This window comes from Paenibacillus sp. MT124, assembly GCF_058792755.1.
The window spans coordinates 5,013,215-5,036,746 of the sequence record NZ_CM179500.1 but is presented as its reverse complement, the minus strand read 5'-3'; the positions used below and the strand labels follow the sequence as shown (position 1 = coordinate 5,036,746).

18 protein-coding genes and 1 pseudogene are annotated in these 23,532 nt (G+C 48.4%); 14 read left to right on the top strand and 5 right to left on the bottom strand.

The window, feature by feature from the left end; all coding sequences use genetic code 11:
• Position 1: 1 nt before the first annotated feature.
• The 3 genes from AC3RCI_RS22730 to AC3RCI_RS22720 all read left to right on the top strand — a co-directional run bounded on the left by AC3RCI_RS22730 (position 2) and on the right by AC3RCI_RS22720 (position 5,740).
• Entirely contained in the window at positions 2–1,330 is a 1,329-nt protein-coding gene (locus AC3RCI_RS22730; RefSeq protein ID WP_095289526.1) for a peptidase U32 family protein, read from the top strand.
• Positions 1,331–1,559: 229 nt separating this feature from the next.
• Positions 1,560–3,800: a methyl-accepting chemotaxis protein gene (locus AC3RCI_RS22725; protein ID WP_419719987.1), complete on the top strand. Its 2,241-nt coding sequence runs from the start codon at positions 1,560–1,562 to the stop codon at positions 3,798–3,800.
• Between the two features lie 131 nt (positions 3,801–3,931).
• Positions 3,932–5,740, top strand: a complete 1,809-nt coding sequence (locus AC3RCI_RS22720; RefSeq protein ID WP_492526548.1) for a peptidoglycan D,D-transpeptidase FtsI family protein — start codon at positions 3,932–3,934, stop codon at positions 5,738–5,740.
• Here AC3RCI_RS22720 and AC3RCI_RS22715 read toward each other — a convergent pair.
• Complete coding sequence (locus tag AC3RCI_RS22715) at positions 5,719–6,915, bottom strand: AI-2E family transporter (protein ID WP_492526546.1); 1,197 nt, start codon at positions 6,913–6,915, stop codon at positions 5,719–5,721. The two genes, AC3RCI_RS22720 and AC3RCI_RS22715, sit on opposite strands and share 22 nt — an antisense overlap.
• 171 nt (positions 6,916–7,086) lie before the next feature.
• On the opposite strand from AC3RCI_RS22715, the gene AC3RCI_RS22710 reads away from it, so the two are divergent.
• Positions 7,087–8,517, top strand: a complete 1,431-nt coding sequence (locus AC3RCI_RS22710) for a polysaccharide deacetylase family protein (RefSeq protein ID WP_492526544.1) — start codon at positions 7,087–7,089, stop codon at positions 8,515–8,517.
• A gap of 149 nt (positions 8,518–8,666) precedes the next feature.
• Here the strand turns inward: AC3RCI_RS22710 and ilvD are convergent, their stop codons facing one another.
• The 3 genes and pseudogenes from ilvD to AC3RCI_RS22695 form a co-directional block, all read right to left on the bottom strand.
• The gene (gene ilvD, locus AC3RCI_RS22705) at positions 8,667–10,352 is read right to left on the bottom strand and encodes a dihydroxy-acid dehydratase (protein WP_095289529.1); all 1,686 of its coding nucleotides are present in this window, start codon (positions 10,350–10,352) and stop codon (positions 8,667–8,669) included.
• A 320-nt stretch (positions 10,353–10,672) separates the two neighbouring features.
• A pseudogene (locus AC3RCI_RS22700) lies at positions 10,673–10,915 on the bottom strand (KGG domain-containing protein); the annotation flags it as partial.
• A gap of 121 nt (positions 10,916–11,036) precedes the next feature.
• Entirely contained in the window at positions 11,037–12,077 is a 1,041-nt protein-coding gene (locus AC3RCI_RS22695; protein ID WP_492526542.1) for an acyltransferase family protein, read from the bottom strand.
• Positions 12,078–12,299: 222 nt separating this feature from the next.
• Here AC3RCI_RS22695 and AC3RCI_RS22690 point away from each other — a divergent pair, with 222 nt between their 5' ends.
• The 6 genes from AC3RCI_RS22690 (at position 12,300) to mgrA (ending at position 17,538) form a co-directional block, all read left to right on the top strand.
• Positions 12,300–13,265: a sugar kinase gene (locus tag AC3RCI_RS22690; protein WP_492526541.1), complete on the top strand. Its 966-nt coding sequence runs from the start codon at positions 12,300–12,302 to the stop codon at positions 13,263–13,265.
• An 87-nt stretch (positions 13,266–13,352) separates the two neighbouring features.
• Positions 13,353–14,018, top strand: coding sequence for a bifunctional 2-keto-4-hydroxyglutarate aldolase/2-keto-3-deoxy-6-phosphogluconate aldolase (locus AC3RCI_RS22685; RefSeq protein WP_336780285.1), 666 nt, complete (start codon positions 13,353–13,355; stop codon positions 14,016–14,018).
• A 90-nt stretch (positions 14,019–14,108) separates the two neighbouring features.
• Positions 14,109–14,873: an alpha/beta fold hydrolase gene (locus AC3RCI_RS22680; protein ID WP_492526539.1), complete on the top strand. Its 765-nt coding sequence runs from the start codon at positions 14,109–14,111 to the stop codon at positions 14,871–14,873.
• Between the two features lie 28 nt (positions 14,874–14,901).
• Positions 14,902–15,678: an HAD family hydrolase gene (locus tag AC3RCI_RS22675; RefSeq protein ID WP_492526537.1), complete on the top strand. Its 777-nt coding sequence runs from the start codon at positions 14,902–14,904 to the stop codon at positions 15,676–15,678.
• Positions 15,679–15,708: 30 nt separating this feature from the next.
• Positions 15,709–16,449 (top strand): NAD-dependent protein deacylase, encoded by a 741-nt coding sequence (locus AC3RCI_RS22670; protein WP_336780288.1) that lies wholly within the window; start codon positions 15,709–15,711, stop codon positions 16,447–16,449.
• Between the two features lie 81 nt (positions 16,450–16,530).
• The gene (gene mgrA, locus AC3RCI_RS22665) at positions 16,531–17,538 is read left to right on the top strand and encodes an L-glyceraldehyde 3-phosphate reductase (RefSeq protein ID WP_095289537.1); all 1,008 of its coding nucleotides are present in this window, start codon (positions 16,531–16,533) and stop codon (positions 17,536–17,538) included.
• Between the two features lie 161 nt (positions 17,539–17,699).
• Here the strand turns inward: mgrA and AC3RCI_RS22660 are convergent, their stop codons facing one another.
• Positions 17,700–18,662, bottom strand: coding sequence for an AraC family transcriptional regulator (locus AC3RCI_RS22660; RefSeq protein WP_336780289.1), 963 nt, complete (start codon positions 18,660–18,662; stop codon positions 17,700–17,702).
• A gap of 153 nt (positions 18,663–18,815) precedes the next feature.
• On the opposite strand from AC3RCI_RS22660, the gene AC3RCI_RS22655 reads away from it, so the two are divergent.
• From AC3RCI_RS22655 to AC3RCI_RS22640, 4 genes are all read left to right on the top strand, one after another.
• The gene (locus AC3RCI_RS22655; protein ID WP_492526535.1) at positions 18,816–19,997 is read left to right on the top strand and encodes a galactokinase; all 1,182 of its coding nucleotides are present in this window, start codon (positions 18,816–18,818) and stop codon (positions 19,995–19,997) included.
• A gap of 1 nt (position 19,998) precedes the next feature.
• Entirely contained in the window at positions 19,999–20,988 is a 990-nt protein-coding gene (gene galE / locus AC3RCI_RS22650; RefSeq protein ID WP_492471898.1) for a UDP-glucose 4-epimerase GalE, read from the top strand.
• Positions 20,989–21,003: 15 nt separating this feature from the next.
• Positions 21,004–22,602 carry a UDP-glucose--hexose-1-phosphate uridylyltransferase gene (locus tag AC3RCI_RS22645; protein ID WP_492526533.1) on the top strand — a complete coding sequence of 533 codons (1,599 nt, stop codon included), beginning with the start codon at positions 21,004–21,006 and terminating at the stop codon, positions 22,600–22,602.
• 288 nt (positions 22,603–22,890) lie between these two features.
• Positions 22,891–23,478, top strand: coding sequence for an MSMEG_1061 family FMN-dependent PPOX-type flavoprotein (locus tag AC3RCI_RS22640; protein WP_336780293.1), 588 nt, complete (start codon positions 22,891–22,893; stop codon positions 23,476–23,478).
• Positions 23,479–23,532 lie beyond the last annotated feature (54 nt).

Genomic DNA, 23,532 nt, shown 5'->3' with positions numbered 1-23,532 from the left:
AATGGAAACAGTGGCGGTACAGCGGAAGTTCTCGGGTAAACGTAACCGTCTGGACAAACCGGAGCTTCTAGCTCCGGCGGGTAATCTGGAAAAACTCAAATTTGCAATTCATTATGGGGCAGACGCTGTGTATATTGGCGGACAGGCCTATGGACTTCGTTCCAATGCAGACAACTTCAGCTTTGAGGAAATGCGTGAAGGTGTGGAATTTGCGAGTAAATACGGTGCCAAAGTATTTGTGGCTACCAATATCTATGCACACAATGAAGACATTGAAGGCATTGAGGCGTATTTGCAAAACCTGTACAATGCGGGCATCGCAGCCGTGATCGTGGCGGACCCGGCGATTATTGAAGTCGCTCAGCGTGCTGTACCCGGCCTTGAGGTACACCTAAGTACGCAGCAATCTACACTGAACTGGCAAGCCGTGAAGTTCTGGAAAGACGAGGGGCTCCCGCGTGTGGTTCTGGGGCGTGAAACCAGCTTCGAGGAGATCGAAGAGATCAAGGCAAATGTCGATATCGAGATAGAAGCGTTCATTCATGGGGCAATGTGTTCCTCCTATTCGGGACGCTGTGTACTCTCCAATCACTTTACAGATCGGGATTCCAACCGGGGGGGCTGCTGCCAATCCTGCCGCTGGAAGTATGATTTGTTTGAGGATGCCAGAGAAGACGCGGTGTGGGTAAGCGAAGAAGAAATGCAGATGCAGGCCCCGGCACCTTTCAAGCTGGGTGAGAACCAGCTGCCCCTGTTCCAGGAACAGGATAATTCGTTCTCCATGGGATCAAAAGATCTGTGCATGATCGGCCATATCCCCGAGTTGATTGATGTGGGTGTGGACAGCTTTAAAATTGAGGGCCGTATGAAGTCCATTCACTATGTGGCTACTGTCGTGAACGTATATCGTCAAGCGATCGATGCTTACATGGCTGATCCGGAAAACTATGTGTTGAAGCCGGAATGGGTCGAAGAGATGAATAAGGCTGCCAACCGTCCGTTAAACACCGGATTTTTCTACGATACACCGGACCATGAGGATCACATCTACGAGCCGGAAGAAAAAGCAGTTCCTTATGATTTCGCCGGATTGGTTATGGACTATGATGCAGCTACAGGAATGGCCACCATTCAGCAGCGGAATCATTTCAAGCCTGGACAAGAGATCGAATTTTTCGGTCCAAACGGCACCTTTTTCAAACAGGTTGTAGGTGAAATTCAGGATGAAGAAGGCAATGTACTGGACGCAGCAAGACACCCATTGCAGTTGATCAAAATGAAAGTAGACCAGCCTGTATCTTATTTTGATATGATGAGAAAAAAGAAATAGGTTAAATGGCCTATCAAAAACAAAATTGTGTTATGAATTAACAATATGTTGTTATGAATCTAACGATTTAGCCCTCCGTATATCGGTATATGGTGGGCTTTTTTTTATAGAAAAATAGGAAAAAAGTTGCAAAATATTTTTTAAAAACAAAAGGGGAAAGGGGAAAACTGTCGAATATTACATATTTATAGGGGAGAGAAAGAAAAACAACTAGCAAAATGGCAGGTGAATGGGATTGGTTCAAAAGAAGCAGAAGGACAGTGGGGAAAAGGTGAAGAAACCAGTGAAGGAAAAAAAACCGAGAGAGCAAAAGTTTCAGAAATTGAGCTTCTTCAAAAGCAAGACGGAAAAACCATCGAACAAGAAGCCATTTAAGCTGGATTGGAAAAAGATCCAGTGGAATAAGATGGGAGGGACAACGTTAACTCAGATCAGGAAGGCAAATCCGGTTAAATCGGTAGGAGTCAAACTATTCTTAATCTTTTTTGCGGGGATTATGATTTTTGTTATTAGTTTGGGTCTTTTATCCTACTCGAAAGCCAAAAACACGATTGAGGAAAATGCCTCCCGGGCAAACCAGGAAACGATTGATCAAACCAAAGAAAAAATGGATATCATACTGGAGCGTTTTGTGGATACGTCAACCCAGATCTTCTTTGATCCGGAAATGCAATCCTTGTTGCAAAACATGTCTAATAAGGATCTGACAGCGTATGATATGTTTATCAATTCAAGCTCCATCAATAAACAGCTATCAAACGTTGCTTTTACAAATAAATCTATGGAAGCGATTTATTTGGTACCCACGGATGAAAACAAGTCTACCATGGGAACGGGCAGCAGCAGTGCTTCAATGGGTAATATTCGCAGCGAGGCTTGGTATAACGAGATTGTACAGTCCGGCGGATATCGCTGGCTTCCAACAGAAATTAAAGAAGACGGAAGTGCGCCAACGTTCCGAATTGCCCGTTCCATGAAAAACCTGCAGGGCACAAACCAATCATATGTCTTGGTGATTGAGTTGAAACTGGAAGTTTTGGAGGAACAGTTGAAATCGCTTAATCTGGGAGAGGGAGCTGTAATTCAGCTCATTGCTCCGGATAAAAAGGTTGTAGCCTCTACGATTGCTGACCGCACAGGTAAGGAGACAGAACTCGCTTTTTATGGTGAGTTGACTGAACAGACAGGCAGTACCAATGCAGAGTATGCGGTTGATGGCAAATCTACCGATATGCTTGTCGTTTACAGCACGATGGAAACGTCGGATTGGAAGTTGATTGGAATGGTACCTACCTCAATGCTGGTTAAGGATGCCAAAGGCATTTTGACGCTAACCTTATGGATGGCATTGGTCGATGCAGCCATTGCAGTATTGATTGGCGTATGGATGGTTCGCATGATTGCCCGTCCGCTGGGCAGATTGAAAGACCTCATGCAGGAAGGGGCCAAAGGAAATCTGAAGGTGCGTACACCGTTTACCTCCAAAGATGAAATTGGTCAATTGTCAGCAGCCTTCAATCTGATGATGGAACAGATCACGAAGTTGGTTGAGCAAACGAATCGTTCTGCACAGGAGGTGCTGGATACCGCTTCCGAGCTAAGCAATGCATCCAAGAAGACAGCTATTTCTGCATCGGAGATTGCAGTAGCCACGGAAGAGATTGCAGGTGGTGCAAGCAGCCTGGCTACGGAAGCCGAGCGTGGTAATGAGTTAACCGATAATATCTCACGTCAGATGCAGAGTGTTGTTGCCGCGAACGAGGAGATGGGGCAATCCGCCCGTCATGTCGAGCAGTCCAGTGAGACAGGAACGCAGCACTTGAATCAGTTAATGACGAAGACACAGAAGACCGAAGAGATGATCGGTGCTCTGGTGAACAAGGTGGACTCCCTTAAAGAGAGTACATCTTCCGTTCTGAAGGTTCTGGATGTGCTCCAGAATATTACGAAACAGACGAATATTCTGTCACTGAATGCCACCATTGAAGCAGCACGTGCCGGTGCAGCCGGACGCGGATTCATGGTTGTTGCTGGTGAGGTTCGTCAACTCGCCGAGCAATCCAGACAGTCCATTGACATGGTGGGCGAGATTACCGATAAAATCATGCATGAGATGAACGAAACGGTGACCGCATTGTCCAATGTCAATCCATTATTCCGGGAGCAAATGGATGCCGTTAAAGACACCAATGTGATCTTTGCTTCGGTTCAAGAGCAGATGGGGGCATTTGTAGAGAAGCTGGGCATGGTGACGGACTCCATCGGGGATCTGAGCAAGTCTCAAGGTACATTGTCTGAGGCGATGAGTAATGTAAGCGCAGTCGCCGAGGAATCCTCTGCAACCTCTGAAGAAGTGGCTTCCTTGAGCAGCGAGCAGCAGAATATCAGCAACCAGTTGGTGAACTTGTCCGATAAGCTGGAGAATGTATCCACTGAACTGAAAAATACACTGTCACGCTTTACGGTATAATCAAATACAAAAAACGTGAAATCTTCAACAAACCTGTTCCTTTTCTGGAGCAGGTTTGTTGCTGTTTTCCGGATAATTCCAGCTAGGAAGAAGCATACTATGCAGAAAAAAGAAGAAGGGGATAAGGAAGCATGCGTGTACAACTAAAAAGAAGAATATATATTGGTTGTGTCTTCCTGACCGTCATTTTTGCAATCCTTATCCTTCGTCTCGGGTGGGTTCAGATGGTTCAGGTGAATCGAGTCATGCCGGGATTCCAGCGAACGGTTCGTGAGATGTCTGTTTTGCAGCGTGAACGGGGCGTTATGCTTGATTCAGGCCGAGGACAAATCACAGACCGTAAGGGAAAATCACTGACAGGAAGCCTGCAGTGGGGAGTTGTGCTTTTTCCGCACTCCGGACATAGGCATGTCCAATCCCTGATGAATACAACAAACGTCAGATTGAAGCGGCTGGCAACCATACTGCATACGGATACAACACACCTAATGAAAGAGTGGGAGCAGGGAGATGCTCCTCATTTCTGGACAGCAGGCACGCATCAACCCATGGTATTGGACAAGGCCCAATTGGCAAAACTTCAGGAATTCGAAGGAGATGGAGCCAGCGTATACCCCGTGATGTCACGTTATGACGAGAGACGTACAGGAAGGCAATGGTTAGGTTACCTGGCTGAACAACCTGAAGTTCTGAGCGTGAGAGATCATCATACAGATGAAGTGAAACAACCTTTTGCGCTAAAGTCGGGTGCAGCTGGACTGGAAAGGACACTGGATCCCCTATTGATGGGCGTGGGGCCAACCCTGCTGACTCGAATGGTTACTGGCACAGGAGAGGTTATTCCCGAATTTGAACCAAGGGTGATCGCCCCGAGAAATAGTCACTATCCTCTAAAGGTAGAGACCACAGTCGACTCGGACATACAGCAAGGAGTAGAACAGATTGCAGAGGAAGCGGGTATGGAAGAGGGGGCGATTGTTGTAATGGATACGGCAAATGCAGATGTACGCGCAATGGTCTCAGTTCCATTTTACGATCCGCTGCATGTGGATCCATCCAACTCCTCCTGGGCGAATCGGGCTGTGCAGAGTGCTGTACCTGGATCGATATTCAAAATGGTTACGGCGGCAGCAGCTCTGGAATCACAAGCTGTTTCAACCAAAGAAACCTTTCATTGTGGCGGAGAATGGGGAAAGTATGGGTTATCCTGCTGGAAAGAACATGGACATGGTGATCTGAAGCTGGAACAGGGCTTCGCTGAGTCCTGTAATATTGTTTTTGCCGAAACAGCCCGCCGCCTCAGTATGGAGCAGTTGGAGCGAACTGCCGATGCTTTGGGCTTGGCACGGACGATCGGCTGGGAGAAGAAGGATGTGGCCGGAATGCCGATGCTGCGTCATTTTGATCACGAAGATGCTGGGCGGGTACGTACAACAACAGTCTCATCTGAGGATGAAGGAGCCCGGGTACAGACAGCCATTGGTCAGCGAGATACCCGCGTATCTCCGTTACAGGCGGCGAATCTGATTGTGACCCTGCTTCATGATGGGCGTGTTCATGCGCCGCGGCTTGTTCAGCGTATCCGATATGCTGATGGTGATGTGATGCTTGAAATGCCCCCGCAGTACTCGCCTTCGGAAGCCGGTCAGATCTCTCCCGCAACCTCTCATCAGCTTCTGAGATGGATGCGTAAGGTAGTAACGGATGGAACCGGAAAAACCCTGCAGCATGCACGGTGGCACGTTGCAGGGAAGTCGGGTACCGCACAGGTGGAGCAGAAAGAACGGAAACGCAATCATCAATGGTTTATCGGGTATGGCCCGGTAGAGCAGCCTCGATATGCAGTTGCTGTTTTGGTCCAGAATGTAGCACCAGGCGGACACCACCAGGCTACAGAACTCTTTCGCCGGTTGATGGATTACTTGGCCGAATCTTCCTGATCTGCAGTCTGTGTTGAAGCTTCGGCAGATACTTCCGTGTTCACGCCAGCGGATTCACCCACAGGTGTATCCATGACTAATGGAGAAGAATCGAATTCATCCTTGGGCAGATGAATCCACCGCTGTAAATACCCCTGCTGCAGCAGTTCCTTTAGCAAAATCAGCAGTACTGGAGATAGTACAACTCCGGCAATGCCGAATATGGAGAGTGAGATCAGCATAAATGAAAGCATCAGGTATGCGGAAGACACTCCGATCGAATTGCCGGATATTTTCGGTTCAAGCAGCTGGCGTGTCAGCATTGTAATCACGAGAACGACGACTAGACCAATGGCCAAGCTGCTGTTCCCTATGATAAACAGATAGACAATCCATGGGATAAATATAACCGGAACCCCCAGAAGAGGCACGAGATCAAATACCGCACAGACTGCAGCGATCGTAAAGGCATTATTGGTTCCAAGAATGAGCAGTCCGACATAGATCAATACAAAGGTAATCAGCATCATGATCATCTGTGCCTTCAAGTACGAACGAATGGTTTTGAAGACATGGTTGCGCATAAATGCCAATGCGAGCTTCAATGTTTTCGGTGTCTTGGCACGGGCAAACTTGCGCCAGGATTCAATCTCAATACTGAGAAAGAAGGCAAGAATGATTGCAATCCCAAAGTTTGTAATAAATGATGAAAATGAACTGAGAAATCCAATAATGAATTGTGCACCACTGGTCACCCAGCTGGAGAGGAAACCGGTAAGTGTTGCAAAATAATCGTTTATCTTCTCGATAATACCAGGAGGAAGTGCATTCCACTTGTCCTGAAGAAAGTAGGCGAGATTGGTGAACTCGCTCTGCAGCAGCTCCACGTATCGAGGGAAATTATCCTGCAGATTGGATATTTGAGAGATAATAATCAGACCCACGCCAAAAAAGGCAGCAACAATCAGTGCAAGAAATAGCAAAACGGATATCGCCGCTCCCAGTGTTTTGGGCAGTCCTCGGCGATGCAAAAAACGGGCCAGTGGTTCAATCATCCAGTATACGATAAATGAAAGAAACACAGGTGCAGCTATTTGATACAATCGGCTAAAGCCATACATGACCAAATATACAGTTAACACAAGTAAAGCGATGTCAAAAACAGTACGTCCATATTTTCTATAGAGGGGTAACATGGGCAGGGCTCCTTCATCCGTCATTCATTCCATTTATTGTACACGATTGACTTGTTTTTTGGAAAACAGGATTCAAGAAAAGTTTAAATTATGATAAAATTAAAGGCGATTTATTTTCCATAGTACTTGGATGGGAGCAGTCATTCAGCAAGAGAAGTGGGGAATCAGAGCATGACAAATTTACTTCAGAGCCTATTTTTATGGGCATTGTACATTTCATCTTTTTACGCCTTTATTCCTAGTTTGATCAGCAGACTCTTTGGGTTGCGCGTGTTCAGGCGTGGGAAAAGCGATACACAGTTTGCGTTAACTTTCGATGATGGTCCCGATCCAATATATACGCCAAGGTTGCTCCGATTGCTGAAGCAATACGATGCCAAGGCGACTTTTTTTGTGGTTGGGGAGCATGCGGCCAGTCACCCGGAACTTATCCAGCACATTCATGAGCAAGGACATCTGATCGGAATCCATAACTACATCCACAAAACAAACTGGTTAATGCGGCCGCGTACGGTTAAAAATCAGATACAGCGAACAGGCCAGATTATAGAGGAGGTCACGGGGGTAAGAACCTGTTTTTACCGTCCGCCTTGGGGGATCATGAACCTGTTTGATTTTTTCAGCAGAAAGGATCGCCAGATTGTTCTGTGGTCTTCGATGTTCGAGGATTGGAGAAGTCGTGTCGGAGCGAAGAAACTGACAGAACGCATGTTGAAAGAGCTCAGAGGCGGAGAAGTCATGCTGCTGCATGACCGGGGTACCACGCTTGGGGCTGACGCACATGCACCTGAACAGATGCTCCAGGCCTTGGAAGTGGTACTGCAAGAGGCCGAGCGGCAGGGATTGCAAAGTGTACGCATCGATACCTTGATGGGAGGAGGCATTACCGTGAGTGAATCTCAAAAAACGAGTCCAGCTCCAGCTCAGACCGTATTATCTCCATGGAAACGAATTGTGGTTGCTTTATGGCTTGGCTGGGAGAAGCTGTTCCACTGGGTATACCATCTGCGGACAGCTTCGCCGGAAGACCCGATGCTTCATTATCGATCCCGTGTATATCACGGTGCGTTGGTTGAAATGAGCGAGGGGCAAGTCATCCGAAACGGCGACCCGGTTATTGAACTTCATTTTGATAATAAAAAATTATTCGAGCTCGGGATGACCTCGCGCTCCAGTATGCATCTGGCCATCCGTATGATTCGGGCTATGGAACAGCAGCTTCCCGATCTGGCTCGGCAGATTGCATCGGAACCTGAACTCCGTTCTGCCAAAGCAGTGTACGGTGTAAGTATGATTAATCGGGGACCTGAGAAATTCGGATTTACCGTTAAGGATCTGCCGCCTGGACCTTTCAGTTCGGCTTCCAAGGTGTATCTCAAACTATTGCTGAGTGTAATTCATCCTTCAGGAACCAAGCGTTTGAAACAGCGATCCGAGCAATTGGTTCCGAAAATGATTGCCATGCCGCTTGGTGTATTAATGCAGCGTTACGGACAACATGCCCTTGTAGCTGCAACAACGGAACAGATGCAAACAGATCTGGTGGAGAGTGAAGCGGATGTACTGGCCGGTGCTGAGCTGAACAACACACCAACGGTTTAATAAACTAGAAGGGTATTATTCATATCTAATTCGATTGCATGTAAATCAATGCAAAAAGGGTTGCTCCCTTGCCATCACTGGCAGAGGAGCAACCCTTTTTATTTTGTATTTTGCATCATATAGTAAAACAATTGAAAAATTGCAAGGGATTAAATTTTCAAAACCCCACCGTTACTTGCGTTGGTAACGAGTTTGGAATAGCGAGCCAGCAAGCCAGTTTTTACTTTCGGCTCGAAGCCTTTCCAACCAGCACGGCGACGTTCGAACTCTTCATCGCTGATGTGCAGCTCGATAATGCGGTTGTTCAGATCCAGCTCAATGATATCTCCTTCTTCAACAAAAGCGATTGGACCGCCTTCTGCTGCTTCCGGAGAGATGTGGCCGATACTGATACCGCGGGATGCACCAGAGAAACGTCCGTCTGTGATCAGACCGACTTTGGCACCAAGTCCCATACCTACGATCTGGGAAGTTGGAGCAAGCATCTCAGGCATACCTGGTCCGCCTTTTGGTCCTTCGTAACGGATAACGACAACGTGTCCTTCTTTTACTTTGCCGTTCGCGATGCCTTCGAGTGCCTCTTCCTGTGAATCGAAGCAGATCGCAGGTCCTTTGTGGTAACCGCCAACCGAAGCATCAACTGCACCGACTTTGATAATCGCACCTTCCGGTGCAAGGTTACCAAACAATACGGCAAGGCCACCTCTTTCGGAATGCGGGTTATCCAGCTTGTGGATAACATTCGTATCCTGAATCTCTTGTCCCTCTACGTTCTCACGGATCGTTTTACCTGTTACGGTAATACAATCCGCGTGGATCGCGCCTGGTTTCTTCAGCAATTCGTTTAGAACTGCACTTACACCGCCGGCATTGTGTACATCTTCGATGTGCAGGTCGGATGCAGGTGCAAGCTTCGCCAGGTGAGGTACACGGTTAGCGACTTCATTGATGCGCTCGATTGGATAATCGATGCCTGCTTCATGAGCGAGAGCCAAAGTGTGCAGTACAGTGTTGGTTGAACCACCCATAGCCATATCCAGTGCGAAGGCGTTGTCGATCGCTTCAACCGTAACGATATCGCGTGGTTTCAGATCCAGTTTGATGAGTTCCATCAATTGTTTCGCGGATTGTTTAACAAACTCACGACGCTCAGGAGCTACAGCTAAAATGGTACCGTTACCTGGCATAGCCAGTCCCATCGCTTCAGCCAGACAGTTCATTGAGTTTGCTGTGAACATACCGGAGCAAGAACCGCAAGTTGGGCAACCGAACTGTTCAAGCTCGAGCAAGCTCTTATCGTCGATTTTACCAGCCTGGAATGCACCTACGCCTTCAAATACGGAAGTCAGGGACAGGGCCTTACCATTGCTGTCACGACCTGCTTTCATTGGGCCACCACTTACAAATACCGTTGGGATATTGCAGCGGAGTGCACCCATCATCATGCCTGGTGTGATTTTGTCACAGTTCGGGATACAGACCATGCCGTCGAACCAGTGTGCTGATACAACCGTTTCCACGGAATCCGCGATAATATCACGGCTTGGCAGCGAGTAACGCATACCAATGTGTCCCATGGCAATTCCGTCATCTACTCCGATGGTGTTGAATTCGAATGGAACGCCGCCCGCTTCACGAATAGCATCCTTTACGATTTTACCGAATTCCTGCAGGTGAACGTGGCCCGGCACGATATCAATGTAAGAGTTACATACAGCGATAAACGGCTTGCCGAAGTCCTCTTCTTTAACGCCCGCTGCGCGGAGCAGACTCCGGTGTGGTGCACGGTCAAAACCCTTTTTGATCATATCGGAACGCATCTTATTGGCTGACATGGTGTATTTCCCCCCAAATATATAATATTGAGCAACATGAATGGAAATATAAATGGCAGTGCATCTGTCGTTTAATTTCATCCGTACTCTAAAAAATAACCGACTCGGTCGGCTTCGAGCTTCCCGTAGTTTATGAAGTTCTTTGCTGCTTTAAACCCGTGAACAACCCGGTTTTTTATAGAGTCTATCACAACCGTCGTCATATTTCTACAATCAATAGAAAGAAGCCGTCTCTCATTTTCATGGAGTTCGGCTTTCTTAACAGCAATATAACGTTTTGTTATTATTCGGATAAGATTCGGTGTAAAAGGCTAGTTGCTTCCACCTTTGCGTCCGATCTCACGATAGAATTCTTTGGTATGCGTTTCGGAGGTTGCTTCGCCACCCTTGCGTCCAATCTCCTTGTAAAAATCTGAATCATGAGCATCAGAGGTCGCTTCTCCACCTTTTTTGCCTATCATTTGGTAAAAGCTGCGGTCATGATTTTTGGAGGTGGCTCTGCCACCCAATCGGCCTGCTTCCTCTCGACTCATCTTTTGTCCAGCTGCCTGTGAACGTGCCATTACAAATCACTCCTTAAGGGATAAGTTGTTTTTTGTAGCGCGTATCCCTACTTACCACGTTGCTTCCAGCCTGAAACAAGCCGTTACGATAGAGAGTAATGAACAAGGGACAGATGAGCATTCATGCAGAACGCTTGAATATTTCACGGCGATGCAGGGAAAACCGTGAGATATCCGGTTCGATTATGGGCCGAAAGGCCTGACGTACTGCGGGCTGGGCCAATAGTACAGCAAACATTACGGCTATGGCAACGATCACAGGAATGTATAATCCGCTTTCGATATAATTATAAACGCCTGACCAGATCATAAGGCGAACGAGAAATCCATGCAGAAGAAATACATAAAGTGTACGCCGTCCCATATCGGTCAGTCTGGATGTAAGAGAAGGCACCCAGGCCAGAAATAGAGCTCCCGAGATCATTTCGAGGGCATAAATTGCAAGACGATAGATTCCGGCATACCACTCATGGTGACCGAGTTCAGCATAAGTCATGCTGCCCATTAACCAACCTGTGGAGATCTGAAGTCCACCCAAACCTATCCATATCAAAAGACCAGCAGATAATATTGCGGCGGCATGACGCCCCCAGCCTGTTCGCACATAAGAACGAATGGAGGCCCCATAGTCATAACCGATCATGAAGAAAGGAAGAAACACAAACGTTCGGCTGAAGCTGAGCCAAAATCCGTCCACAGGCAAGTAACCCGCCACTACTCCCAGTAGAATGGAGGCAATGAGCCGATAGATCGGCTTCCACGATAAGGTAGCTCTGAGCAGGAGCCTCCAGCAGAAGTGACTGGCAAGAAACCACAGCAACAGATAAGGAGCAAAAAAGGACAGTTTCATGTGCGGGGTGTGGAAAACCGTAACATCCATTAGAGCATATAACGATTGAAACAGAACGTACTGAAGTGCAATTTGTTTAAGTACTTTGCGTCCGGATGCACCCTGAGGAGCATGTCTGGCGAAATATCCGGTAACCCATACGAATAACGGCATATGAAATGTATATATCCACAGGAACAGAGCCTCTGCTCCCGCAAAGCGTGTAATGAGTGGTTCAAGAGCATTTCCAACGAGTACACAGACAATAAGCATAAAGCGCAAGTTATAAAAAAATGATTCCTGATCACCACGGATTCCAGTCCGGTTGTTCATGTTGTAACCCTCCTGTTGACCTCACGGTCGAGGTCATCTGTATCTTTCATAAGGGTAATACGGATATGAAGGAATAATTGTGATATAATTCACAATAGAAAGCGCTATCCTTTCCCGGAGCTGTGACAACAAAATGAACGAGCGGGATTGACAACGGTTGCATAGAGGATGACAATGGGAAAAGAAGATGAGGAATTGTAAATTTAAGGAGGCTAAGAAACGATGTCAACGAATACCCGCCAAAGTCCTGAGATTGTTACATTCGGTGAAAGTATGGGTTTGCTGACAGCCAAGGATACAAGAGGTCTTGAATACGCGGCTTCATTGGACAAGTCGTTTGGCGGTGCAGAGAGCAATCTGGCCATCGGTGTGTCCCGTCTGGGCCATACAAGTGGTTGGTTTGGGCGCTTGGGTCAGGATCCCATCGGCACCATGATCTTAAAAGCGATTCGTGGTGAAGGTGTAGATGTATCCAGAGCACGCTTGAGTGACGCGGAACCAACAGGTCTGATGATTCGTGAGAACGCTTCCGGGAAATCCTCTGTACATTATTATAGGAAACTATCCGCTGCAAGTGCGATGACTCCGGATGATCTGGATCCGGACTATATTGCCGGGGCTGAGATTTTGCACGTTACAGGTATTACTGCCGCTATAAGCCCTTCGGGTTTGTCTACGGTAGAAGCTGCCATACATATAGCCAAACAGGCTGGTGTAAAAGTAAGTTTTGATCCGAATCTGCGTCTTAAACTCTGGTCAGCAGAGCAGGCTCGTCCGATTTTGCTTCGTCTGGCAGAGCAGGCTGACTACTTTTTGCCTGGCCTGGACGAGATGAAGCTGCTGTATAACGAACAGGATGAGCAGAAGATATTTGAACGTTTGTCAGCTCTGAATGCCGTCTCCATCGTAAAAGGTGGACCGGATTTGACCTATGTATTGGTGAATGGTACCCTAACGGAAGTTCCGTACTTCAAGGCGGATCATGTGCTGGATACGGTTGGCGCAGGAGATGGATTTTGTGCAGGTTTCCTATCAGGCCTGCTCAAGGGATACTCTCCGCAGGAGGCTACCCGGCTCGGGAACTTAACTGGCTCCATGGTCATACAGGCCGTTGGTGATTGGGAGGCGCTTCCGACGTGGGAGCAAGTCGAGGCCAAGCTGAACAACGTAACCCATGTTGAGCGCTAGTCGCTGCTGATATCATGTAAGTCTCATCTTCGTTCTTCAATTGTAAGGCTTGTAATAAACAACCACATTGATAAGGGAGAGAATGAAATGAAGAAGCTTCAGCTGCTGCAAAAAATAACGGATAACGGGGTAGTCGCCGTACTTCGGGCCGACTCTGCCGATCAGGTCATTGCCATGGCTGAGCAAGCCATCGCCGGTGGTATCAAAGTGATTGAGATTACGATGACGGTTCCCAGTGCACTCAAAGCCATCGAGAAACTGAGCCGTGTCTACCATTGGAACACACAGGATCCCGAAAAGTTTGCCATAATAGGAGCAGGAACAGTGCTTGAGCCCCAGACAGCAAGAGCTGCAATCATGTCAGGTGCTGAGTTTGTTGTCGGACCATCGCTGAATCCGGATACCGTAAAGATCTGCAATCTCTATCGAATTCCGATCCTACCTGGCGTGATGACCATTGCCGATGTTCAACGTGCGCTTGAGCTTGGTGTGGACATCGTGAAGCTGTTCCCAGGCAATCTGTATGATCCATCCATTATCAAGACAATGAAGGGGCCTATGCCTCAAGCGAATTTTATGCCGACCGGCGGGGTATCCTTGTCCAATCTGGGCGATTGGATCAAGGGAGGAGCCGTAGCTGTGGGGATCGGGTCCGACCTGACTTCCGAAGCGATGAAAACAGGGGATTTAAGTCATGTTCGCCGCAAGGCGGAACAATATATGGATGCTTACCGTAAGGCGAAAGCGGAATAGAGGCAAGGCGGGGAATGTGAGCAGGTTCAGCCTTGCTCCTATTCCCCAAGAGCCGCAGTACCTGCGGTAAGTGAAGAAAGGTGATTGAAGTTGAGGAACCGGTATAATACAGGGCGCAAGAAGAGGGGCATCGGAAAATTTCTGCTCGTACTTCTGGCGCTCATTGTCATTGGCTGCGGGTTTGTTGCCTGGAAGCTATTTACCCCGTACGGACCGCATGAAATGGCCCAGAAGGCTATGGAAACAGCAGATCAGGTTACGGTGAGTGAACAGGAAAACTGGATTGATTTTATGCCAGACAAACCTGAAGGGATTAGTGTTATTTTCTATCCGGGTGGTTTGGTGAAACCGGAAAGTTATGCTCCTCTGGCTAAAGAGTTGGCAGAAGCCGGACACCATACCATCATTGCCAAAATGCCGGTCAATCTGGCAGTACTGAAACAAAATCTGGCAGATGATATTCGTAATGCTTATCCGGACGAATCATTCGTCATGGGTGGACACTCATTGGGTGGATCCATGGCTGCACGTTATGCAGCATCCCATCCGGGCGCGCTTCAAGGCATCTTTTTCCTGGCGTCCTATCCGGATCAAAAAGGCAGCGTGAAGTCATTGGGGATTCAGGCGCTATCCATATTGGGTACCAATGACGAAGTCGTCAATGCGACCAAATACCAAAACGGCCGCGTCTATCTGCCGGAAGACACGGTGTACTACACCATTGAAGGAGGGAACCACTCGCAGTTCGGTGACTACGGGCACCAGAGTGGTGACGGAGAACCTGAAATTACGGGCGAAGAGCAGTTGTCTCAAACGGTAAAGGCGGTTACCGAATGGCTCGAAGGTATCCAATAATACATCTGCCAGGAGGGGCGGCAAGGTTATGGCCACACTTCAAATAAACGGTCTGCAGCTTCCCTGTCAGGGCATTTTGTTCGATAAGGATGGGACACTGCTTGAATTTTTGCAATTATGGGGGCCGTGGGCCGATTCCTTGCTAAATCAATTGGAAGCCTTGTTATCTGGCATGGGGACTGGTTTCACGGTGGAAAGAGGTAAGGTACTCGGTACAGTACACGATAGCGAAGGACGCATTGTTGATTATGACAGGCAGGGTCCGCTGGCCATCGCTACTGTAGATGAGAGCACCGGGCTCCTGGCCGGACAGTTGTATGCGGCAGGCATGCCTTGGAATGATGCGATCACAACAGTCCGTGAGCTCTCCAATTCAGCCATGCAGGAAGTGCGTTCCAAACGGCAGGCCGAGCCTATGCCTGGGCTGGTTTCTTTTTTGCAGAGCTGCCAAGCAGCTTCGATCAAGGTGGCGGTGGTAACCTCGGACAGCACGCCCGCAGCAGAAGAACATCTGGAATGGATGGGGATACGGTCTTTCTTTACGTCCATCGTAGGCTGTGACCGCGTTACATTAGGCAAGCCGAATGGCGAAACTGCCAAGCTGGCATGTCGTGAATTACATATTCATCCTAACCAGGCCATCGTTATAGGCGATAGCAACGGGGATATGAAGATGGGACTGAACGCAGGAGTTTCACATGTTGTTGGTTTTTGTCCCCCTGGGGAGGAAGCAGTACATTTACAGGATGCGGATGTCGTTATCGGGGATTATCATGAAATCCGGGTGAGTCCGGATGGTGCCTGAAAGGGATTATTCCGCTAAGGAGGAGAGAGGATGAACGGGATAGAACAGCTGGCTTCCTGGATTCAGGAAAGTTCCAATATTGTTTTTTTCGGAGGTGCAGGAACGTCGACCGAAAGCGGGATTCCCGACTTCCGCTCTGCCGCGGGCCTATATCAGACAGAGCAGCATTCTCCGTATCCGCCAGAGGAACTGCTGAGTCGTCACTTTTTCGATCAGCATGCCGATATTTTCTATGATTTCTATCGGGGCAAAATGCTTCATCCCGATGCCGAACCTAACGGTTGTCATAAGCTCCTTGCACGTTTGGAGCAGGAAGGTCGGCTGAAGGCGGTCATTACCCAGAATATCGACGGGTTGCATCAAAAAGCAGGCAGCACCAACGTACTCGAATTGCATGGTTCCGTTCATCGGAATGCCTGTATGGATTGCGGGCGTTTCTACCCGCTGGATGACATCATTCGGTCGAAGGATGCGGTTCCCCGCTGTGCGGTTTGTAATGGGGTCATTAAGCCTGACGTTGTGCTCTATGAAGAGGAACTGGACCAGAACACGCTATACCACTCTGTGGACGCAATCTCTTCTGCTGATCTGCTGCTGGTCGGCGGTACCTCATTGACCGTCCACCCTGCTGCACAGCTAATTACGTATTTTCGGGGAAAACACACCGTCTTACTGAATGCCACGCCAACGGCGTATGACCGGCAGGCAGATTTGCTGATTACCGAGCCGATCGGCGAGGTAATGATTAAGGTGGACCAGCTTCTTGGTTAAACGGTTTGTCTGAAATAACCGCCTTCTCCCGCGCTCGAAAAGAGTGCAGGAAGCGGAACCTGGGGAAAGAAGGGATTCATGATGGTCTACTTAGCCAGCGATACACGCTATGAAACGATGAAATATAACCGGGTTGGACGTTCTGGACTGAAACTTCCGGCCATTTCACTTGGACTCTGGCATAATTTTGGCGGCATCAATAATGCAGAGAACGGTCGAAACATGATTACTCGATCCTTTGATCTGGGCATTACGCATTTCGATCTTGCCAACAATTACGGTCCGCCCGCAGGTTCTGCAGAGCAGCTATTTGGTCAGGTGCTGGCCCAGGATCTGAAGCCCTATCGGGATGAACTGGTGATATCCACCAAAGCGGGATATTATATGTGGCCCGGACCTTATGGCGAATGGGGTTCCCGCAAGAATCTGGTATCCAGCCTGAATCAAAGTCTCAAGCGCATGGGGCTTGATTATGTCGATATTTTCTATTCCCATCGTTATGATCCGGAAACACCGCTGGAAGAAACGATGATGGCTCTGGACCATATTGTTCGTTCGGGTAAAGCACTCTATGTGGGCATCTCCAATTACCCGGCGGAGCAGACGAGAGAGGCTGCCGAAATTCTGAAGGGTTTGGGTACACCTCTATTGATCCACCAGCCGAAGTATTCCATGCTGGACCGCTGGATTGAAGATGGGCTGCAGGACGTGCTGGATGAGTATGGTGCAGGCAGCATTGCATTTTGTCCTTTGGCACAGGGGGTACTGACGAACAAATATCTGAACGGTATTCCGGAGGATTCTCGTGCAAAAGGGCCGTCCGTTTTCTTGAACGAGAACAATATCTCACCTGAGACGCTGCGCAAAGTTCGTGCTCTCAATCAGATTGCTGCAGCTCGTGGTCAGAGTCTGGCGCAGTTCGCGCTTGCCTGGGTTTTGCGAAGCGGTAGGGTAACGTCGGCATTGATCGGTGCAAGCCGTACATCGCAGATCGAGGAGAATGTGGCCGCACTCAATCAGCTGGACTTCTCATCGGAAGAGCTGGAGCGAATTGAATCCATTCTCAGTCCCGAACATCATGACAAATAAGCATGTGACTGAGAACCTATAATTAAATGAAAAAAGAAGGTGCATGTTAGCCGTAATGGCAGATGCATCTTCTTTTCTTTTCTTTTTCACTAATTTGCACTCATGCATGGTGCCCAAGTAAACAGACGTTGTTTCGCAACACTTACACTTTTCCTGAAGGGTTATTTCTTGTTTGGTTGTGCCATGCCGGGCCTCGGAGCTGGAGGTCTGGAGAGAATATTTTCCCGATAGAGAGTCGGGGCTTCTCCGTGGAAACGTTTGAACTGTTTGGAGAAATAAAGGGCATCTGGCAGTCCTACGGATGCGGATACCTGCTCAATGGACAGATCCGGGCGTTCACGCAGCAGCTGCCGCGACTTGTCAATGCGGAGCTTGAGCAGATACGTGACCGGGGACAGACCGGTTTCCTGCTTGAATATCCGGGATAGATAAGCGCGGTTGTAGCCGAGGCTGGCCGACATCTGTTCAATGGAGACAGGGTGAGCATATTGGGTAGACATGTATTGGATCATCTGTTTTACCGTCCGTCTAATCGAAGATTCACCTGGAATCAGGGTTTGTCCCTGAGAAAGGTGATTTTGGGCTTCGGCTAGAATCATATATAAGGTACCGATGGATGTAAAATGAGAGCTTTCCTTGCGCTCCGCAAATGCATTTTGCATGACGGATAGCCAGTCAGCAATTCCGCAGGACGGCCCGGCATGAAAAACGGATTTTTCTGGACGGAAGCCTGCTTCTTCCGTGTGTTTCCCAGCCTGGCTGCCTGTATAGGCCATCCATCGATATTCCCAGGGGCGGCGGGCATCGGACTGGTAGCTGACCAGTTGCCCGGGATGAATGAGGAAACAATCTCCTGCGGATAATTCGTAGGTATGGAGTTCTGTACGGAATGTACCAGCGCCTTTTTCTACATAATGAAGCAGATAGTAATCGTATAGTTTTGGACCAAGAGCATGACCCGGAAGAGTCTGGCTTGCGCCTGCAAAAAGGACATGTAATGGTCCCTTATCATAATAGACCGGATTGGAGGCAACGGAGTACGTTTTTGCTCCACTTTTCCCCGAGGATTCCTGTGTGTTTTTTATCGGATCTACTGCTGAATGTTCCTTGTGTTGATCAATCATGTGCCGTTCCTTCTTTCTGTGGTGTTCTTTCCATTATATGACGGAAGGTCACATTTATCCATATGAAACACACATGGTTGCATTTCAAGAGGTACCGCTTTCTTGTATAATAACCTTAACAAAACAACAACATTGAGATGAGGTGCAGCAGCAATGAACATACATGAATTGAAACAAAAGTTTATTGAGAAGTACGGAGAGAGTGAAGCGGATTTCCGTGTATTCCATGCTCCTGGACGTGTAAATCTGATCGGGGAACATATCGACTACAATGGTGGGTACGTGCTTCCGGCAGCACTTGAATTCGGCACAACACTTGTTATCCGGGAACGGAAGGACGACAAATTGCAGCTGGCTTCCAACAATATGTCCTATGAAGGCGTGCTGGACACATCCTCGATCGGCAAGGAGAAAACAGGGGAGTGGACAGATTATCCAGTTGGTGTCATGGTTGAACTGCAAGCTAAAGGCGTGAAGGTAACGAAAGGATATGACTTCCTATACCACGGTGAAATCCCGAACGGTGCCGGACTCTCCTCTTCGGCTTCGCTGGAGGTGCTTACAGGATACGCGATACAGTCGATGGAAGGTGTATCTGAGATCGATACAGTACAGTTGTCGCTTCTGTCCCAAAAAGCAGAAAACGAGTTCGTTGGCGTCAACTGCGGCATTATGGATCAGTTTGCCGTGGCTAACGGAGCAGAAGATCATGCCATTCTGCTGATGTGTGATACGCTTGAATATGAGAAAGTACCTTTCCGTACGGGCTCTTATAAGCTGGTCATTGGCAATACGAACAAACGTCGCGGTTTGGTAGACTCGGCCTATAACGAGCGGCGCTCCCAATGCGAGCAGGCACTTGCCATTTTGAAGGAACAGCTGCCTGCACTTGATTATCTGGCGCAACTGACGCCGGAGCAATTTGTAACACTGCAGGATCACATCAAGGATGAGAAGGTAAGACAGCGTGCAGAGCACGTCGTTGAAGAGAATGCACGTGTGCTTGCATCTGTGGAAGCACTGCGTAATAACGATCTGGAAACGTTCGGCAAGCTGATGAATGCTTCTCATGAATCGCTCCGATATCTGTATGAAGTAAGCTGTGAGGAATTGGACGTGATGGTAGAGGAAGCACAGCGCATTCCAGGCACACTCGGCGCACGCATGACGGGAGCCGGATTCGGTGGATGCACGGTGTCACTGGTACATGAGGATGATGTAGAACGCTTTGTCCGGGAAGTGGGGGCAGCGTATGAAGCACATACAAGTCTTAAGGGAGACTTCTATGTGTGCGGAGTAGGCGACGGTGTCAAAGAATTGAAGGAGGCGAAGTAAAATGGCAATTTTGGTGACAGGTGGAGCAGGATATATTGGTTCGCATACGGTAGCGGCTTTGTTGGAACGCGGCGAGGAAGTTGTGGTTCTGGATAATTTGCAGACAGGGCATCGGGAAGCATTGCTTGGCGGCAAACTGTATGAAGGAGATCTGCGTGACAAGGCGTTTCTGGCAAAACTGTTCGCTGAGAACTCCATTGATGCAGTCATTCACTTTGCGGCCAATTCCCTGGTCGGAGAGAGTATGAAGGATCCGGTTAAATATTATGACAACAACGTGTTCGGTACGTTGTGCCTGCTGGAAGCAATGAATGCAGCCAATGTGCGCCGGATCGTATTCTCTTCTACAGCTGCCACCTATGGTGAGCCTGAGAAAGTGCCAATCGAAGAAAGTGACCGCACTGAACCTACAAACGTGTATGGTGAAACGAAACTGATGATGGAGCGCATGATGTCCTGGTTCGATAAAGTACAGGATATTAAATACGTGTCCTTGCGTTACTTCAATGCAGCTGGAGCACATGATAGCGGCAAAATTGGTGAAGACCATCAGCCGGAGAGCCACTTGATCCCGCTCGTACTGCAAACCGCACTGAAACAACGTCCGCACATTGCCGTGTTTGGCGATGACTACGCGACAGAAGATGGAACGTGTGTCCGCGATTATATTCACGTGAGTGACTTGGCAGATGCGCATCTGCGCGCGGTAGATTATCTCCGCAAAGGGGAGAACAGTAACGTGTTTAACCTGGGTAATGGTCAAGGCTTCTCGGTTAAACAGGTTATTGAAACTGCGAAAAAAGTGACAGGGCTCGATATCCCGGTTGTACAGGAGCCACGCCGTGCAGGTGATCCGGCTGTACTGGTAGCCTCGTCTGCCAAAGCAAGATCCGTACTGGGCTGGAATCCGACACGGACCAATTTGGAAGATGTCATTCAGAGTGCCTGGAGCTGGCACCAATCTCATCCTAACGGCTACGGAAAAAACTAGGAGGCGAACATCAATATGTCACAGACCCATAATGCTGCAGGCACCACAGACCGGACACCGGAGCAGCAGGAAGCACTGCATGCCATTGAACGTCTGGTTGCATTTGCCTTGCAGAACAAGCTGATTGAAGAAGCGGATCGGGATTACAGCCGTAACCTTCTGCTGGAACAGTTCGGATTTTCCGAGCCTTACGATGGAGCGCTGAACGAGATTGTACCAGATGGGCCGCAATCGTTGCTGGATACGTTGATTGACTATGGTTATGCCATTGGACTCATTCCGGAGAATACCGATACGTACCGTGATTTGCTGGATGCGAAAATTATGGGTCAGCTGATGGCCCGTCCATCCGAGGTGGTTCGCGCGTTCCGCCACACAGAGCAAACAGAAGGTATTGAAGCAGCCACATCGAAGTTTTACGAGCTGTCGATTCACTCCAACTACATTCGTATGGACCGAATCTCCAAGAATGTGTATTGGACACAGGAAACGCCATACGGCGATATGGAAATTACGATAAACCTGTCCAAGCCGGAGAAAAGTCCGAAGGAAATCGCCATGGCCAAACTGCTTCCGCCGCCGGTGTATCCGAAGTGTCAATTATGCAGGGAAAATGTAGGCTATGCTGGCCGGGTAAATCACCCGGCCCGTCAAAACCTGCGCGTTATTCCACTGGAATTAAACGGTGAACCTTGGTTCTTCCAGTACTCGCCATATGTGTACTATAACGAGCACTGTATCATTTTCCATCATGATCATGTGCCTATGAAGCTGACAAAAGATACGCTGCGCAGGCTGCTTGCCTTCGTAGGCGATTATCCGCATTATTTTATTGGTTCCAATGCAGATCTGCCTATCGTGGGTGGTTCGATCCTGACTCACGACCACTTCCAAGGCGGACGCCATACATTTGCCATCCAAAATGCGAAACCTGAAGCTGTGTTCCGTCATAAGGATGCACCTGGACTTACCCTGAGTCTGGTCAAATGGCCAATGTCCGTTCTTCGGCTCGCTTCACATGATCCAGCGGAGCTGCTCGAAGCGGGTAACGCCGTGTATGAAGCGTGGAAACTGTACAGTGATCCTTCCGTTCAGATCCAGGCGTTCAGCGAGGTGGATGGAGAGCAGGTACCTCACAACACCGTAACGCCAATTGTTCGTCGCAGTGCGGACGGTGGTTACGAGATGGATCTGGTTCTCCGCAACAATCGTACGAATGAAGAGCATCCGGAGGGGATTTTCCACCCGCACCGTGAAATGCATCATTTGAAAAAAGAGAACATCGGACTTATTGAAGTCATGGGGCTTGCAATCCTTCCAGGGCGATTAAAAGAAGAATTGGACGGAATCGCCGATATTCTCGCAGGGGACACTCAGCTTGCGGAAGCTGCCCAGGCTTCTGATCATGTTTTGAACCAGCATCTTCGCTGGGCGGAGGAACTGAAAGAACGTTTCGGTTCCAACCTGGACAAGGAACAGGCCGTTGCTTTGATTCAGCAGGAAGTCGGCCTTAAGTTTTCCGAGATTTTGGAGCATGCAGGAGTTTACAAATATGATGAAGCCGGACGTCAGGCTTTCCGTCGATTTGTAGAAAGCATGGGATATACCGAATAAATACAAATGGGCTGTAATATGATGCTATGAATAAAAAAATCTGAAGGATAGGTGAGCAGCAATGCTCGTCTATCCTTATTTTCAATACAATAAATCATTCATCTTGCGACTCCTTGGGTATGTGGCTCGATGGTTATTTGTACTCATGTAGCTCATGTAAGTAATATTCCTCCAGCATGAGCAATAAACACAGAGCCATGGCAGAGGGGGATGGTTCATTGTATAATATGAGAATGATTATCATAGGCTTGAACAAATATTTGAAGTTTAGGAAACGGGGACGAATAAATGGAAAAGAAGCCACTGAACATACCGCTAATCACCGATGCAGCAGAACTGCAAAACATGGTGGGTGAGCCTCATGAGCACGTGAGAAACAAAGCGATATCGTTTGTGGACTCCCATGTTGAACATTTTTTATCCATGTCACCCCTATTTTTTCTGTCCAGTTCCGACGGGGAAGGTAGAAGTGATGCATCCCCCCGGGGAGACGAAGCAGGCTTCGTGAAGGTTCTTGATCCGCATCGTCTGGTCTATCCCGAACGTCCAGGCAATCGCCGCATCGACTCGCTGTTAAATATCCTAACCCATCCTGGGGTGGGCATGCTCTTCCTCATTCCTGGCATGAACGAAGTATTACGGATCAATGGAACAGCTTCTATTACGAAGGATGAGGAGTTTATCAACAGTATGGGCTGGACGGGGAAAACGATAGGGGCAGCCGTTATTGTAGACGTGAATGAATGCTTTATCCATTGCCCGAGAGCATTCAAGCAGGCGGGATTGTGGTCTTCCGAGTCCTGGGTGGACAAGGAGAGTCTGCCTTCCAGCATGGATATGTTCCGTGCCCATCTGCAAATTAACGGCTTGTTATAAGTGAGTGACTATGGATTTGTTTTTATAAAATCGGGGTACTATAATTGGAGTTGC